Source organism: Blautia sp. St.27G3 (assembly GCF_059728505.1).
This window is the reverse complement of sequence record NZ_BAAGFO010000001.1, coordinates 904,950-918,713: the sequence shown is the minus strand read 5'-3', so window position 1 is coordinate 918,713 and position 13,764 is coordinate 904,950. Positions and strand designations below refer to the sequence as shown.

Sequence of the window (13,764 nt, the reverse complement as noted above, 5' to 3'; positions counted from 1 at the left end):
GGAAAACAGCGATTATGAAAAAATATTGTATCTTAGATTCTTATGTTTATCCGGACAGTGATTTCCACCAGGAGAAGGAAATCCTGGAGGCGGCCGGATATACGGCGGAAATAGGAAATTGCCATACCGCGGAAGAGATCATGGAATTTGCAAAGGATGCGGAGGTAATCGGGGTTGTCTATCTGCCGATTACAGAGGAGATTCTTGGCAGCCTTCCGAACCTGAAGGCAGTGGTGCGTTACGGTGTAGGATACGACTGCGTGGATGTGGAGGCGTGTACGAGGCACCAGGTATTTTGCTGCAATCAACCGGATTACTGTCTGGAGGACGTTGCGTCCCTGACGCTGGCCATGCTGCTGGATCTCACAAGAAAGATCACCTTCTTTGACCGGAGCTGCCGGCGCGGGGAATGGAACGTTGCGTACGGTTATCCGTCTCACAGGCTGAGCAGTCTTACGATGGGATTGATCGGCTTCGGAAATATCGCGAGAACCGTGTACAGCATGATAAGGCCCCTTGGTATTCAGATGATTGCATACGACCCGTTTCTTCCGGAGGACTGTTTTGCGCGTATGGGATGTGAGCGGGTAACGCTGGATGAGCTGTATGCGAGGGCGGATGTTATTTCGGTACATGTTCCGTATAGGAAAGCAACGCATCATCTGATTGACGACGCGGCAATCGCAAAAATGAAGGACGGCGTCATGCTGATCAATACGGCCAGGGGGCCGATCATAAGCCAGGACGCACTCATAAAAGGCTGTAAGAGCGGCAGAATCACAGCAGCAGCTCTGGATGTTGTGGAACAGGAACCGATTCACGATACGGCGCATTCTTTGTATCAGTGCGACAATATTATTGTTACGCCCCACGTCGCTTACAATACGGTGGAGGCTGCCGATATGCTGCACCGCAAAGCCGCGGAGACAGCAGTGTGCGTGATGAATGGGGAGATCCCGTATAATCGGGTGAACCTGCGGTAATAAAGCAAAGGTTTTGCTATAAAAGGTGAGGAGTGATCGGATGTCAGAAAAAAAGTATTTGAATAAAGGTGCGTTTATGACAGAAATCGGGAAGATGGTGGTCGTAGACGAGAATAATATCGAACAGATAGTAAAAGATCCTGCCATGCAGCAGGCAATGAGAAAACAGCTGGAGGTTTCACTTCCCGTGGCGGAGGACTGTGTGCTGATTCAGGTGGAATATGTGGGCGTGTGCGGTTCGGACGTGCATTATTTTCATGACGGCGCCTGCGGAACGTTTAAAGTCAGGGAGGACAGAGATATTCCATTTATGCTGGGGCATGAATGCGCCGGAATGGTTGTGGAAGTGGGAAGCAAGGTCACACATCTGAAAAAGGGCGACCGGGTCTGCTGTGAACCGAGTGTAACCTGTGGGAAGTGCGAGTACTGCAAATCCGGAAAATATAACCTCTGCAATGAGGTTGTGTTCTGGGCAACGCCCCCTGTACAGGGCTGTTATATGAAATACGTTCCGTTTAAGGCGGATCTCTGCTACCGTTTGCCGGAGCACGTAAGCTCACGGGCGGGCGCTTTGATCGAGCCGTTTGCCACCGGTATGTATGCGGCGCAGAAAGCAGAAATTACGGCCGGAAGCACGGCAGTCATTCTCGGAAGCGGTTGTATTGGCCTGATGACTATGCTGGCATGTAAGGCAAGAGGCGCAGGGAAGATTATTGTGTGCGATCTTGAGGATATCCGCCTGGAAAAGGCCAGGGAGCTCGGCGCGGACCATGTGATCAACAGCAGGAACGAGGACCCTCTTGCAAAGATTAGCGAGCTGACCGGGGGAAAAGGACCGGACGTGGTATTTGAGACAGCCGGGAGCAGGTTTACGATTGCACAGACAGCGCATATTGCGAAACGCGGCGGGCGGATTGTTCTGGTCGGCATGTCTGCGGAGGAGGAAATTACGTTTAACTTCGGGCAGATTATGGCAAAAGAGCTTGAGATCCGTTCCCTGTTCCGGTATGTGAATCTGTTTCCGGCAAGCGTTGCCGTAGTGGAAAGCGGGTTGGCTGAGATTGAGAAGGTTGCGACTCATGATTACGATCTCGAAGACATTCAGCAGGCATTTGAGGATTCGGTAAACAAAAAGAATGAAGTGGTAAAGGCCGTGATCCGATTTTAAAGCAAATGCCGGAATGATGGGAACAGAAATCAGGAAGGCAGGAGAGCGAGGAAAGCAGGATGAAAAAAATGGAAGGAATCATTGTCCCCTGCGTCACCCCGTTTGACGAAACGGGGGAGCTTAGGCTGGACTGGCTGAAGACGAACTATGAGAAGCTGAACGGGACAGGCGTCGGAGGATATATGGCGCTGGGAAGCAATGGGGAATTTCGTTCTTTAAGCGATGAGGAAGCGCTTGCAGTCATACAGGCGGCAGCGGAGGTAAAAGCGCCGGATAAAATTCTGATCGCGGGGGTTGGAAGAGAATCTCTGTATCAGACGCTTGCGTTTATCCGGCGCGTGGCAGACGCCCGGACAGCGGTTGATTATTTATCCGTATTGACGCCCGGCTATTTTAAAAACCTGATGACCGACGATGCGCTGATCGATTACTATCAGGCAATTGCCGATTTCAGCCCATATCCGATTCTGATCTACTGTGCGCCGGGCTTTGTAAACGACGTGCGGATTTCGCCGGAAGCGCTGCGCATTCTGGCAGATCATCCGAATATTGCGGGTATCAAAGATACTTCGCCGGATATGATGAGCGCGTACATGGGCTGTGTGGGCGGACGGGATGACTTTCAGGTTCTGGCCGGATCTTTGAATAATTTCTTCCTCTGCACGCAAAGAGGGGGAAAAGGCGGGATTCTTTCAGCGGCCAATTATTTTCCTGAAACGTGTGTGGAATTTTACCGGGTCATCCGGGAAGCGGATCAGACGGCGTCGGAGGATTTTATGCGGCGGTTGAAGGAAGCTGCAAAGGAAACGGGTGGAAAGGCAGGCGTAGCGGGCGTAAAGGCAGTCATGAATCTCATGGGCTATCACGGAGGAATGCCGAGAAAGCCGGTGCAGGCCTGCGGGAAAAGCTTTATGGAAAAGGCGGAAGCGTATGTGAGGAGCCATAAAGAATTCATAAGAGACTGGAAGGAGCAGAAAGGAGAAATGCAATGAAAATTGCAATAGGATGTGACCCGAATGCGGAGGAATTTAAAAGAGCGTTAATTCCATTTGTAGAGAGTCTCGGCCATGAGACCGTGGATTTTGGCAGCGACGACGTGATTTACGCAAACACTGCAATTCGCGTGGGCGAAGCAGTTGCCGGACACCAGTGTGACAGAGGAATTCTGATCTGCGGGACAGGAATTGGCGTGTGTATTGCGGCGAATAAAGTAAAGGGGGTCAGCGCGGCTCTGGTAAACGACGTTTATCAGGCGCAGCGTGCGCAACTTAGCAACTGTGCGAATGTCATTACCATGGGAGCGCAGGTGATTGGCATTGAGCTTGCGAAATGTCTGGTAAAAGAATATCTCAGCGTAACGTTTGACCCAAACAGCCGCTCGGCCGCAAAAGTAGCGCGTATCAATGAGTATGAGGAGAATGGTGTAACATGTCTGACAAGAGAAAAGCAATAGAACTGATGATAAAAGCGGAACGGTGCAGAGAAAATGTAATCCGTATGATCCGGGCAGGAGGACATGGTCACGTTGGAGGCGCATTTTCGGCGATTGATCTTGTTGCGGCCCTGTATTTCCATGCAATGAACATTGACGGGGCCGACGCAAAAAATCCGGACCGCGACCGGTTCCTTCTGTCGGCAGGCCATAAATGTCTGGCACAGTATGGCGTGCTTGCAGAAAAGGATTTTTTTGAGAAAGAAATTTTAGATACATACGGCAAACTGGGCAGTCTGATTCCGGGACATCCGGATATGCATAAGCTAAACGGCGTTGAGGCAAATACGGGAGCGCTGGGACATGGAATTTCGATTGCGGCAGGCATGGCCATGGCGGGCAAACTTGACCAAAAAGCGTATCGAGTGTTTGTAGTGACCGGAGACGGAGAACTGCCGGAAGGCTCCAACTGGGAAGGCGCGGCGGTTGCAGCAAAATTCGGCCTGGACAATCTGGTCGTATTTGTGGATAACAACGGCCTGCAGATCAGCGGAGCCGTCACGGAGGTTATGAGCATGGAACCGATTGACTGCAAATTCCGTGACTTCGGCTGGGCTGTTACGGAAATTGACGGCAATGACATGGAGCAGATTTTGAACGTACTGGAACAGCTTCCTCTGGAAAAGGGAAAACCGACGGCAGTTATCTGCAAAACAGTAAAGGCCAAGGGGCTTTCGTTCGGGGAAAATCAGACGGATTTCCATTTCTGGAATGCGTCAGAAGAGCTGCTGCGGCAGGCGGAGGCTGAAATGGAAGAGCGTATCGCAGGGCTGCAGAAACAGTTGGAGGAGATGAAACAATGATTGGTGAATTATTTGACCCAAGAAAGGAATTCGGAAAGGCCGTCACAGAAGCGGCGGCAAGCAATTCGGACGTGGTTGTTTTTTCAGCAGACAGCGGAAAAAGTTCCGGATTCGGGGAATTTATGAAAAAGTATCCGGAACGTTATTTTGAGTGCGGAATCATGGAGCAGGGCGTCGTGGGAGCTGCCGCGGGAATGGCCACGACCGGGAAAATTCCTGTATTTTGCGCGATTGCTCCCTTTGTGACCTGCCGTCCCTATGAGATGATCCGCAATGATATCGGCTATATGCGCCAGAATGTAAAGCTGGTGGGACGTAACTGCGGAATTACGTATTCGGATCTTGGCAGCACGCATCAGAGCCTGGATGATTTCGGTCTGATGCGGTTGATACCGGGAATAACCATCCTAGCCCCTTCTGATCCGGGAGAGATTCAGGAAGCGGTAAAAGCGATGCTTGCCTACAAAGGGCCGGTCTATATGAGAATCGGAAATCCGAAAATACCGCAGATCTTTGAGCAGGAACCGTTTGTAATCGGAAAGGGAAAGCTGCTGCGGGAAGGTATGGATGTTACAATTGTTACGACAGGCTCGACAACAGGAAGCGCATTAAAAGCGGTTTTGGAGCTGGAGGCGCTGGGAGTTTCAGCCGAGCTGATCGGGATGCCGACCGTAGTGCCGCTTGACCGGGAGCTTGTTCGCAGATCTGCGGCAAAGACAGGCAGGGTGATTACCGTTGAAGAACATTATGTCTGCGGCGGACTGGGTTCTCTTGTTACGGAGGAATTGTCCGATTTGGCCAATGTTATGGTAAAACGGATGGGCCTGCCTTTGGATTATGCAAAAACAAGCGGGGATTACGAGGAGCTACTTGCGTATTATCAGTTAGATCACAACGGGATTGTAAACGGTGTGAAAGAGTTTTTGCAATAAAAATTTGTTAAAATACGGCTGCTTACGACGGATGCAAATATTGCAGGGCTCTTGCAATTTGCATCCGTCCTGGCTTTATGTGACTATGTTTCTGGATAATCCAAAAAGATTCTGATAAAATGGGAAGAAACCGGGGAGGTTATGAGCATGAAAAAAGCAGGTTTTACGGGATGGATACAGGAACGAATTACAGTGCTTCTCAGAAAGGTCCGCCTTACGAAACGGCTGCTGATCAGCTCGGTTGCGCTGCCTGCAATTACCTGTCTTTTTATTATTTTGTTACTGAGTATTACCGCGTATTCGACAATTACAGGGAGTGAGCGGGAACATGTGGAAATGGTTGAGCGTATGATTCAATATAACTTAAACGTATATCTTGAATCAATTATCACGCCGCTCAATGCGCTCAGCACAAAAACCTCGCTTGTCTCTGCCGTGAACAATTACAATAAAGTAATTGCGACAAATGACTGGTCCCACTATTCTACGGAGATATCGGGCGATATATTTTCATATTTTGCGGACAATCATGATTTATATTCGATTGAGCTGACAGGCACGGAGTCTTCCATTATCTCTTTCCCGGATAATATTACCTCCGGAAAACTGGAAAGCAGCCAGTTTATGAGGCGGATGCAGGAGTCGGGGAAGCGTATTGTCAGCTTCGGAAACTGTGTGATGGAGAACAATACGGTACTTCAGAAAGAGGAAAAAAGAAAAATCGTCATTGGCGTACAGATTAAGTCAAAGCTGTACAGCAATGTGATCGGATCGCTTTTTGTATCCATTGATCCGGAGCTGTTTATCGAAAAGATTGCCATGGGATTAGATGAGTCTCTTTATAATATCGTGGTGCGCACAGCAGATGATTTTTTGGTGTCCGCCAAGCTGTGCCCGGAAGAACAGGAGACACTCGGAACAGTGCTGGAAGAATTGCCGGATCAGGAAGCGGGCGTACTGGAGATCGGCGGCACGAATTATCTTGTCTCAAAATCTGTCACAAATCCTCTGGAATGGAACCTGATGATCTTTACGAATTATGACCGCATGATTTCCAAACTGACGCAAAAGATTTATCTGTGTATTCTGATTGGGATAATTCTTGTTGTTATTCTGGTGTTAGTGACGTTTTTTGTATCGCAGTCCATTATACGGCCGATTAATCAGCTCGTGACGGCTATGCAGCAGGATGAACTTCCGGCTGAAAATGGAGAGATACAGTTAACCGGCTCAGATGAGCTGACTTATCTGGCCCAGAATTTTAATGAGATGGGGATTCGAATCCACACGCTGTTTCGGGAAAATATGGAGGCGCAGGATCAGAACAGAAAGATTGAGCTTGATTCGCTGCAGGCCCAGATCAATCCCCATATGCTGTACAACACGCTGGATTCGATTAACTGGATGGCCTACCTTTCCGGAACAGACAGAATTTGCGATATCATTCACAGCCTGTCTGCGTTTTACCGTCTGACTCTGAATCAGGGAAAGCTGTTTCACTCGATTCAGGATGAGCTGGAGCAGGTGGAATATTATCTGATGCTGGAACAATTTATTTATAATGATAAAATTTCGTATGAGATACAGGTAAATGACGCGTATTCGGATGGAGTGATTCCGCGCATTATTCTTCAGCCCATTGTAGAAAATGCAATTTTGCATGGGTTTGTGTCCTCCGAGCTGCATCTGGTCATACGTGTGTTTGCGGAAAAGGAGTTTCTGATGATCACGGTGGAAGATAATGGTTCTGGCATTTCAGCTTACGGAAAAGAAGAGGTGCCGGTATCGGGCATGAATTCCAGTACAAACGGGTATGGCCTGAAAAATATTGACGAGAGGCTCAAACTGATTTACGGAGAAAAATATGGAATCACGCTGCAAAATCAGGAGGAGAAGGGACTCCTGGCCAGGGTATACCTGCCACAGCAGATTTTGCCGGATACTTGACAGAAAGAGAGGCGCATGATGAAAATACTGGTTCTGGATAATGACAAATGGGTATTGGAAGGGCTTGGAAAGCTGATTGAGATGGTTGACAGCAGTTTGGAGCGCGTTGTTTTTACCTCTTCTGTTGACGCGTTGGAATATGCGGTAAAGGAAAAACCGATGCTGATCATTGCAGATGTGGAGAAGCCGGAAATGAACGGGCTGGAATTTTGCCGCAGGCTTCGTGAGACCTATCATCCGCATATGATCATCATCAGCGGCTATGACAAATTTCATTACGCGCAGGAGGCAATCAACATTGGTGTTTCTAGCTATGTACTCAAGCCGATCAAGCAACCGGAATTTGTGGGGCTGTTAAAGCAGGAGCTGGAAAATATCAGGCGCGAGGAGTTTGAACAGAGGATTCTGGAACAGAGCGCAATTTTTGCCGATATACGTATGGAAAAGGAGGGGATTCGGCCGATGGCGGGCAGTGCCGATTCGGTGCAGTATATTACAGACAAAATGCTTGCGCAGGATTGCGGAAATGTTTCTCTCGATACAGTGGCAAATGCCTGCAATATTCATAAGAACTATCTGAGTATTCTGTTTAAAGAGAAGGTAGGCATTAATTTCAAGGATTATGTGTTGCAGTATAAGATGCGCAGGGCGAAGCAGTTGCTTTGCAGTTCCAATATTAAGATGAGTAAGATCGCGGAGGAGTTGGGATACATGGATATGAAAAATTTTTCCAGAGCATTTAAGTCGTATACTGGGCAGGCTCCGTCGGAGTACCGGAATCAAATCCGAGAAGAAAAATAGAGAATGCAAACGTATTTAGAAATATTTGGGGCTTGCAAAATTCATTTGTTGTGCTATAATTAGAACAGACGTTCTCGAACGTGTATTCGAAAAAAAGGCGGGCGTAGCAGTATGGAAATTGCAAAAAATATGGACCTTTATAAAAAACTGGAAATTCTGTCAGATGCGGCGAAGTACGACGTTGCATGTACTTCCAGTGGCATAGACCGTAAAGGCAGCGGAAAAGGTATGGGCAACTGCACGGCAGCAGGGATTTGTCACAGCTTTTCGGCAGACGGACGCTGTATCGCGCTGCTCAAAATTTTATTTACCAATGAGTGTGTGTTTGACTGCAAATATTGTGTGAACCGTTCTTCCAATGATGTGGAGCGGGCAGCTTTTACCCCGGACGAGGTCTGTCGTCTCACGATTGAGTTTTACCGCAGGAATTATATTGAAGGATTATTCTTAAGCTCCGGGATTTTAAAGAGCCCGTCTTATACGATGGAGCTTTTGTATCAGACGCTTTATAAGCTGCGCCATGAGTATCATTTCGAGGGGTATATTCATGTGAAGGCGATTCCTGGAGCCCCGCAGGAACTGATTGAAAAGACAGGGTTCCTGGCAGACCGCATGAGCGTGAACCTAGAGCTTCCGACTGCGGAGAGTCTGCGCAGACTTGCCCCGCATAAGACGCGGAAAAAGATTCTGGCTCCTATGAGACAGGTACAGCTCTCACGCAAAGAGCATAAAAACGAGCTGATGTTATTTAAAAACGCGCCTCAGTTTGTGCCTGCCGGACAGAGCACGCAGATGATTATCGGGGCCACGCCGGAAAATGATTATCAGATTCTATCTGTCGCAGAATCGCTTTATCAGAAATTTGAGCTGAAAAGAGTATTTTACTCTGCTTTCGTCCAGGTAAATCAGGACGCCGAGCTTCCGGCTTTGCCGGGAGGACCGCCGCTTCTGCGTGAACACCGGCTCTATCAGGCAGACTGGCTGCTGCGGTTTTACGGGTTTGGAGCAGGAGAACTGCTCAGTGAAAAGCGGCCGAATTTTAATGTGTTTCTGGACCCGAAGTGTGACTGGGCGCTTTCTCATCTGGAGCAGTTTCCGGTGGAGATCAACCGGGCGGATTATTATACACTGCTTCGCGTACCGGGGATCGGTCCGAAGTCCGCACAGCGGATAATAAAGGCGAGGAGAATCAGCAGTTTGGATTTCGCGGATTTAAAGAGAGCGGGTGTGGTGCTGAAGCGGGCCATTTACTTTATTACATGCAGTGGCAGGCAGATGTATCCTCTAAAAATAGAAGAAGATTTTATTCTGCGGAATCTGATGTACAGCCAGAGCCGTACTCCGGCGGAGACAGTCACTTACCGTCAGCTTTCCTTGTTTGATGATGACCGGGTGTTCGGAGAAGTGCCGCAGCAGCTTTTGCAGGCTGGTGTGTGAAACGGAGACATTTCGCGTGAATCGGAGGAGTATAGTCAGAGGGATGCCCAGTAGTAGGAAAGACGTGGGATAGTACGTTTTGGCAGTAAAATTTGGAGTAGAGCAGGTAAGAAAAGGCAGTATGAAAAAGTGCGTTAACCGGGAAATGCGGGAGTACAGATTTTAGGGGGGACTTTACATGGTGATTTTTCAGTGTGAGGATAGTGTGGATGGTATCTTTACGGGCGTATATGATGCATGGGACAGCAGAATCGGGCATGAGGCTGTGGCGCTGCGTCTCAGGGAGAAGATGGATTTGGAGTTGTTTGTCGAATACCGGGAGGTGGAAACAGATGCGCAGAAGGCAGCGAAAGTGGCGCGTTCTGTCCGCTCTAAAATGGGGCAGGATGCCTACCGGGTGATTTATCAGGCAGCATTGTCAGCATATCCGGAGAAGGCAGACTGTATTTATCGCGTGATTGTGCATGGCATGTCCGCAAATGTCACAAAATATGAGGCGCAGAATGTCATATGGAATCTGCAAAGCAGGGATGTCTGTCGCGTTTTTGAACTTTCACGCAAGGTTGGGAATGAGGCGCACCGGTACTTTCAGTTTGTACGGTTTCGGGAGCTGGACAGCGGCGTCCTGTTTTCTGAGATTCAGGCAGAGAATCAGGTTTTACCTCTGATCGGGGAGCATTTTTCCGACCGTTTTCCGAATGAGAATTTTATGATTTACGACAATGGACACAACGACTGCCTGATTCACGGGAAACAAAGGCCCTGGTTTATTCTGCGGGATACGAGTCCTGACGAGGTGGCGAAGGATCAGCTTGCAGTTCGGGAGGAGGAGATGCAGGAGCTTTGGAAAGGATTTTGCAGGAGTATTTCTGTGGAGGCCAGGGAAAACCGCGGATTGCAGCGCCAGTTCTGGCCGCTTAAATTCCGCCGCTGGATGACGGAGGGATAACGGCAGAAAGACGAATGTCCGCGCTATAAAGGCATTTTGGAAAGGCTATCTGCACAAACGAGAAAAATTTGTCTGCGAAAAGCACAAAAAATATAATTTTCAGTTTGGAAAATGTATAAAATCGCTTCTTGACGGGAAAAATTGGTTATGTAATAATATGGAAAATCAATCAGGAACAGAGCGGTCTAAGATATTTAGCTGATCTGAAGGGTTTTCATCACAAGGAGGGATTTGGATGTTGGAGAAAAAAATCCGACTGAATGCGGTAAATGATGTGACAGAATTCGTGAGAGCGGCTGAACAGTGTCAGTATGACGTAGATGTATCTTACAACCGCGTGGTTATTGACGCGAAATCGATCATGGGTGTGATGAGCCTTGATCTGACTCAGACGCTGACAGTGAAATATGCACAGGAGGACTGCTCCATCGAACATGTGCTGAATAAGTTTGCTGTTGCATAAATTTTTAGAGGTTTCCGAAGCCATAAAGGCCGGAAGCCTCTTTTTTATCGTATAGGAAACTTTGTCTCCTATACGATAAAAGCCCCCGGCAGGATGCGCAGCTTCGCGCGCGGAACAAAAGCTGTGCTCTGAAATTTATTGACTCGCGAGGTGTGCGAAGCACACTTTTGTTCTTAGGGAAAGGAAAGCAACAGGAATCGGATTTGTTTCAGTTCCTTTACTTGCTTTTTTTACAGTAGATGGCTACAATGTAGGAAAACATACCTAGTTGAAAATTTTATTATAGATTTGTATTGGTTCAACGCAGGAGAGGAAAGCAGGATTTGATGGAACAGGAAATTAAAATCCGGATTTCTGTCCGAAATCTGGTAGAGTTTATTCTGCGCTCGGGCGATATCGACAGCCGGCGGGGCGGATTTGCGGAGAAGGAGGCCATGCAGGCCGGAAGCCGCATCCACCGGAAAATACAGGGGCGAATGGGAAGCAATTACCGGGCAGAGGTTCCGCTTTCCATAGAGATCCCGGGAGATGGCTATACGCTTATTGTGGAGGGGCGGGCAGATGGCATTTTTACGGAAGAAAGCACAAAAGAGGCAGATCATTGTGGCGAAGGAAGCTATACCGTTATTGATGAGATAAAGGGCGTATACCGCGATGTAACTCTCATGCAGGAGCCGGCGCTGCTTCATCTGGCGCAGGCGAAGTGTTATGCGTACATTCATGGAAAGCAGGAAGCATTCCTGCAAATAGGAGTACAGATGACCTACTGCAATCTGGAAAGTGAAGAAATCAAGCGCTTTCGGCAGGATTTTTCTGTGGAAGAGCTGGAGGTATGGTTCCTGGATGTGGCAGGCAGGTATCAGAAATGGGCGGAACTTCAGAAAGAATGGAGGAAAGTGCGGCAGGAATCTCTGAAGAAGCTTGTATTTCCGTTCCCGTGGCGGGAAGGACAAAAGGAGGTAGCTTCTTCTGTCTATCGCACGATGCTGCGCAAAAAGACGCTTTTTATTCAGGCGCCGACCGGAACCGGGAAAACAATATCAACGATTTTTCCGGCAGTGAAGGCTGTTGGGGAAGGGCTTGCAGAGCGGATTTTTTATGCCACTGCAAAAACTGTCACAAGAACGGTGGCGGAGGATACGTATGCGATTTTGCGCGAACAGGGGATGAGGCTGAAGTCAATTACACTGACTGCGAAAGAGAAAATCTGCTTTTTAGGGAAAACGGAATGCAATCCGGACGCATGTCCGTATGCAAAGGGGCATTTTGATCGCGTCAATGACGCAGTGTTCGACTTGATTTCGGGCTGTGAAGTATTTGACAGGTCTGTGCTTGAAACGTATGCACAGAAGTGGCAGGTCTGTCCGTTTGAATTTGGCCTTGATGTATCGCTTTGGGCAGACGCGGTTATCTGTGATTATAACTATATTTTTGATCCCCGGGCGAAATTAAAACGTTTTTTTGGAGAGGGCGTAAAAGGAGAGTATCTGTTTCTGATTGATGAAGCACATAATCTCGTGGAGCGCGCGAGGGAGATGTTTTCAGCTGCTTTATATAAGGAAGATTTTCTGGCACTGAAAAAAGTGATCGCACCGCACAGCCATAAGATGTCTCGCGCGCTTAATCGGTGTAATACTTGGCTTTTGGAACAGAAGCGGGAATGTGAGGAGATAAAAATCCGTTCTGATATTGGGACATTTCCGATTTATCTGATGAATCTGTGCGGTATAATGGAAGATTTTCTGGAGGATTCCAGAGATACCTCCTTAAATGAACGTACGCTGGAACTGTATTTTCAGGTGCGGCGTTTTCTGGATACTTGCGACCTTTTAAACGAGAATTACGTTATTTATACGGAGCTGTGCGAGGACGGACGTTTTCAAATCCGGTTATATTGTGTAGATGTTTCCGAAAATCTTCAAAAATGTCTGGATAAGGGGAAAAGCACGATCTATTTTTCCGCAACCTTTTTGCCGATTCAGTATTATAAAAGCCTGCTGAGTGAAAATCCGGATGCTTATGCGATCTATGCGCATTCTGTGTTTTCCACGGACAGAAGGCGGATCATGATCGGCACGGACACCAGCAGCCGATATACGAGTCGGAGTGTTCAGGAATACCGCAAAATGGCGGAATATATCTTGGCGCTGATTGAGGTGAAGCGTGGCAATTACATGGCCTTTTTTTCCTCCTACCGGATGATGGAGGAGGTGGCGGCACAGTTTGAAGCGCTGACAGAGGAAAAAGGTGATCCGGTTTGTCTGCTCTGTCAGAAAACAGGGATGAATGAGACGGAAAGAGAAGATTTTCTGAAACAGTTTGAACAACCGCACGAGCGTGGGCTGGCAGGCTTTTGCGTGATGGGCGGCATTTTCGGAGAGGGAATTGATCTGCGCGGCGATTGTCTGATTGGGGCTGTTATTGTGGGCACCGGGCTGCCCCAGGTGTGCAGAGAGCGGGAAATACTGAAACAGTTTTATGATCGGCGTGGACAGGATGGTTTTTTCTATGCATATCTCTGTCCGGGGATGAACAAGGTTCTGCAATCTGCCGGCCGTGTGATCCGTACGGAGGAAGATAGGGGAGTCATTCTGCTGCTGGATGAGCGGTTTCAGTCGTCCCGTTACCGAAGCATGTTTCCGGCTGAGTGGGAGAATTTTGATTACTGTACGTTAAGGTCAGTGCGCGGGAAGGCGGAACATTTCTGGAAACGGCAGGTATGATCCCTGTCCTTTTCAACAAACTGCGAAGGATTCCAGGAATAACAAAAGAGAAATTACAAAATAGTT

The 13,764-nt window shown here is 48.2% G+C and carries 12 protein-coding genes; all 12 read left to right on the top strand.

The window, feature by feature from the left end; all coding sequences use genetic code 11:
- The first annotated feature begins 14 nt into the window (after positions 1-14).
- The 12 genes from AC6I2O_RS04220 (at position 15) to AC6I2O_RS04165 (ending at position 13,698) form a co-directional block, all read left to right on the top strand.
- Positions 15-983: a C-terminal binding protein gene (locus AC6I2O_RS04220; RefSeq protein ID WP_497741909.1), complete on the top strand. Its 969-nt coding sequence runs from the start codon at positions 15-17 to the stop codon at positions 981-983.
- A 40-nt stretch (positions 984-1,023) separates the two neighbouring features.
- Positions 1,024-2,151: an NAD(P)-dependent alcohol dehydrogenase gene (locus AC6I2O_RS04215; RefSeq protein ID WP_497741908.1), complete on the top strand. Its 1,128-nt coding sequence runs from the start codon at positions 1,024-1,026 to the stop codon at positions 2,149-2,151.
- A gap of 59 nt (positions 2,152-2,210) precedes the next feature.
- Positions 2,211-3,143, top strand: coding sequence for a dihydrodipicolinate synthase family protein (locus AC6I2O_RS04210; RefSeq protein ID WP_497741907.1), 933 nt, complete (start codon positions 2,211-2,213; stop codon positions 3,141-3,143).
- Entirely contained in the window at positions 3,140-3,604 is a 465-nt protein-coding gene (locus tag AC6I2O_RS04205) for an RpiB/LacA/LacB family sugar-phosphate isomerase (RefSeq protein ID WP_497741906.1), read from the top strand. Before AC6I2O_RS04210 ends, AC6I2O_RS04205 begins: the two co-directional genes overlap by 4 nt.
- A complete protein-coding gene (locus AC6I2O_RS04200; RefSeq protein ID WP_120392379.1) occupies positions 3,580-4,446 on the top strand; it encodes a transketolase in 867 nt (288 codons plus the stop codon). The genes AC6I2O_RS04205 and AC6I2O_RS04200 overlap by 25 nt, the downstream gene beginning before the upstream one ends.
- The gene (locus AC6I2O_RS04195) at positions 4,443-5,378 is read left to right on the top strand and encodes a transketolase family protein (protein ID WP_497741904.1); all 936 of its coding nucleotides are present in this window, start codon (positions 4,443-4,445) and stop codon (positions 5,376-5,378) included. The genes AC6I2O_RS04200 and AC6I2O_RS04195 overlap by 4 nt, the downstream gene beginning before the upstream one ends.
- 147 nt (positions 5,379-5,525) lie before the next feature.
- Positions 5,526-7,325: a sensor histidine kinase gene (locus AC6I2O_RS04190; protein ID WP_497741902.1), complete on the top strand. Its 1,800-nt coding sequence runs from the start codon at positions 5,526-5,528 to the stop codon at positions 7,323-7,325.
- 15 nt (positions 7,326-7,340) lie between these two features.
- Positions 7,341-8,126, top strand: a complete 786-nt coding sequence (locus AC6I2O_RS04185) for a response regulator transcription factor (protein WP_497741901.1) — start codon at positions 7,341-7,343, stop codon at positions 8,124-8,126.
- Between the two features lie 111 nt (positions 8,127-8,237).
- Positions 8,238-9,563 carry a putative DNA modification/repair radical SAM protein gene (locus tag AC6I2O_RS04180; RefSeq protein ID WP_120392375.1) on the top strand — a complete coding sequence of 442 codons (1,326 nt, stop codon included), beginning with the start codon at positions 8,238-8,240 and terminating at the stop codon, positions 9,561-9,563.
- Positions 9,564-9,741: 178 nt separating this feature from the next.
- On the top strand, positions 9,742-10,512 hold the full coding sequence (locus tag AC6I2O_RS04175) for a TIGR03915 family putative DNA repair protein (RefSeq protein WP_497741899.1): 771 nt from the start codon (positions 9,742-9,744) through the stop codon (positions 10,510-10,512).
- 235 nt (positions 10,513-10,747) lie between these two features.
- Positions 10,748-10,975, top strand: coding sequence for an HPr family phosphocarrier protein (locus tag AC6I2O_RS04170; protein ID WP_120392373.1), 228 nt, complete (start codon positions 10,748-10,750; stop codon positions 10,973-10,975).
- Between the two features lie 326 nt (positions 10,976-11,301).
- A complete protein-coding gene (locus AC6I2O_RS04165; RefSeq protein ID WP_497741898.1) occupies positions 11,302-13,698 on the top strand; it encodes an ATP-dependent DNA helicase in 2,397 nt (798 codons plus the stop codon).
- Positions 13,699-13,764 lie beyond the last annotated feature (66 nt).

What these genes read in the sequence shown, in the direction of transcription:
- AC6I2O_RS04220 (WP_497741909.1), top strand. Translation starts at nt 15, where the DNA reads ATGAAAAAATATTGTATCTTAGATTCTTATGTTTATCCGGACAGTGAT.
- AC6I2O_RS04215 (WP_497741908.1), top strand. Translation starts at nt 1,024, where the DNA reads ATGTCAGAAAAAAAGTATTTGAATAAAGGTGCGTTTATGACAGAAATC.
- AC6I2O_RS04210 (WP_497741907.1), top strand. Translation starts at nt 2,211, where the DNA reads ATGAAAAAAATGGAAGGAATCATTGTCCCCTGCGTCACCCCGTTTGAC.
- AC6I2O_RS04205 (WP_497741906.1), top strand. Translation starts at nt 3,140, where the DNA reads ATGAAAATTGCAATAGGATGTGACCCGAATGCGGAGGAATTTAAAAGA.
- AC6I2O_RS04200 (WP_120392379.1), top strand. Translation starts at nt 3,580, where the DNA reads ATGTCTGACAAGAGAAAAGCAATAGAACTGATGATAAAAGCGGAACGG.
- AC6I2O_RS04195 (WP_497741904.1), top strand. Translation starts at nt 4,443, where the DNA reads ATGATTGGTGAATTATTTGACCCAAGAAAGGAATTCGGAAAGGCCGTC.
- AC6I2O_RS04190 (WP_497741902.1), top strand. Translation starts at nt 5,526, where the DNA reads ATGAAAAAAGCAGGTTTTACGGGATGGATACAGGAACGAATTACAGTG.
- AC6I2O_RS04185 (WP_497741901.1), top strand. Translation starts at nt 7,341, where the DNA reads ATGATGAAAATACTGGTTCTGGATAATGACAAATGGGTATTGGAAGGG.
- AC6I2O_RS04180 (WP_120392375.1), top strand. Translation starts at nt 8,238, where the DNA reads ATGGAAATTGCAAAAAATATGGACCTTTATAAAAAACTGGAAATTCTG.
- AC6I2O_RS04175 (WP_497741899.1), top strand. Translation starts at nt 9,742, where the DNA reads ATGGTGATTTTTCAGTGTGAGGATAGTGTGGATGGTATCTTTACGGGC.
- AC6I2O_RS04170 (WP_120392373.1), top strand. Translation starts at nt 10,748, where the DNA reads ATGTTGGAGAAAAAAATCCGACTGAATGCGGTAAATGATGTGACAGAA.
- AC6I2O_RS04165 (WP_497741898.1), top strand. Translation starts at nt 11,302, where the DNA reads ATGGAACAGGAAATTAAAATCCGGATTTCTGTCCGAAATCTGGTAGAG.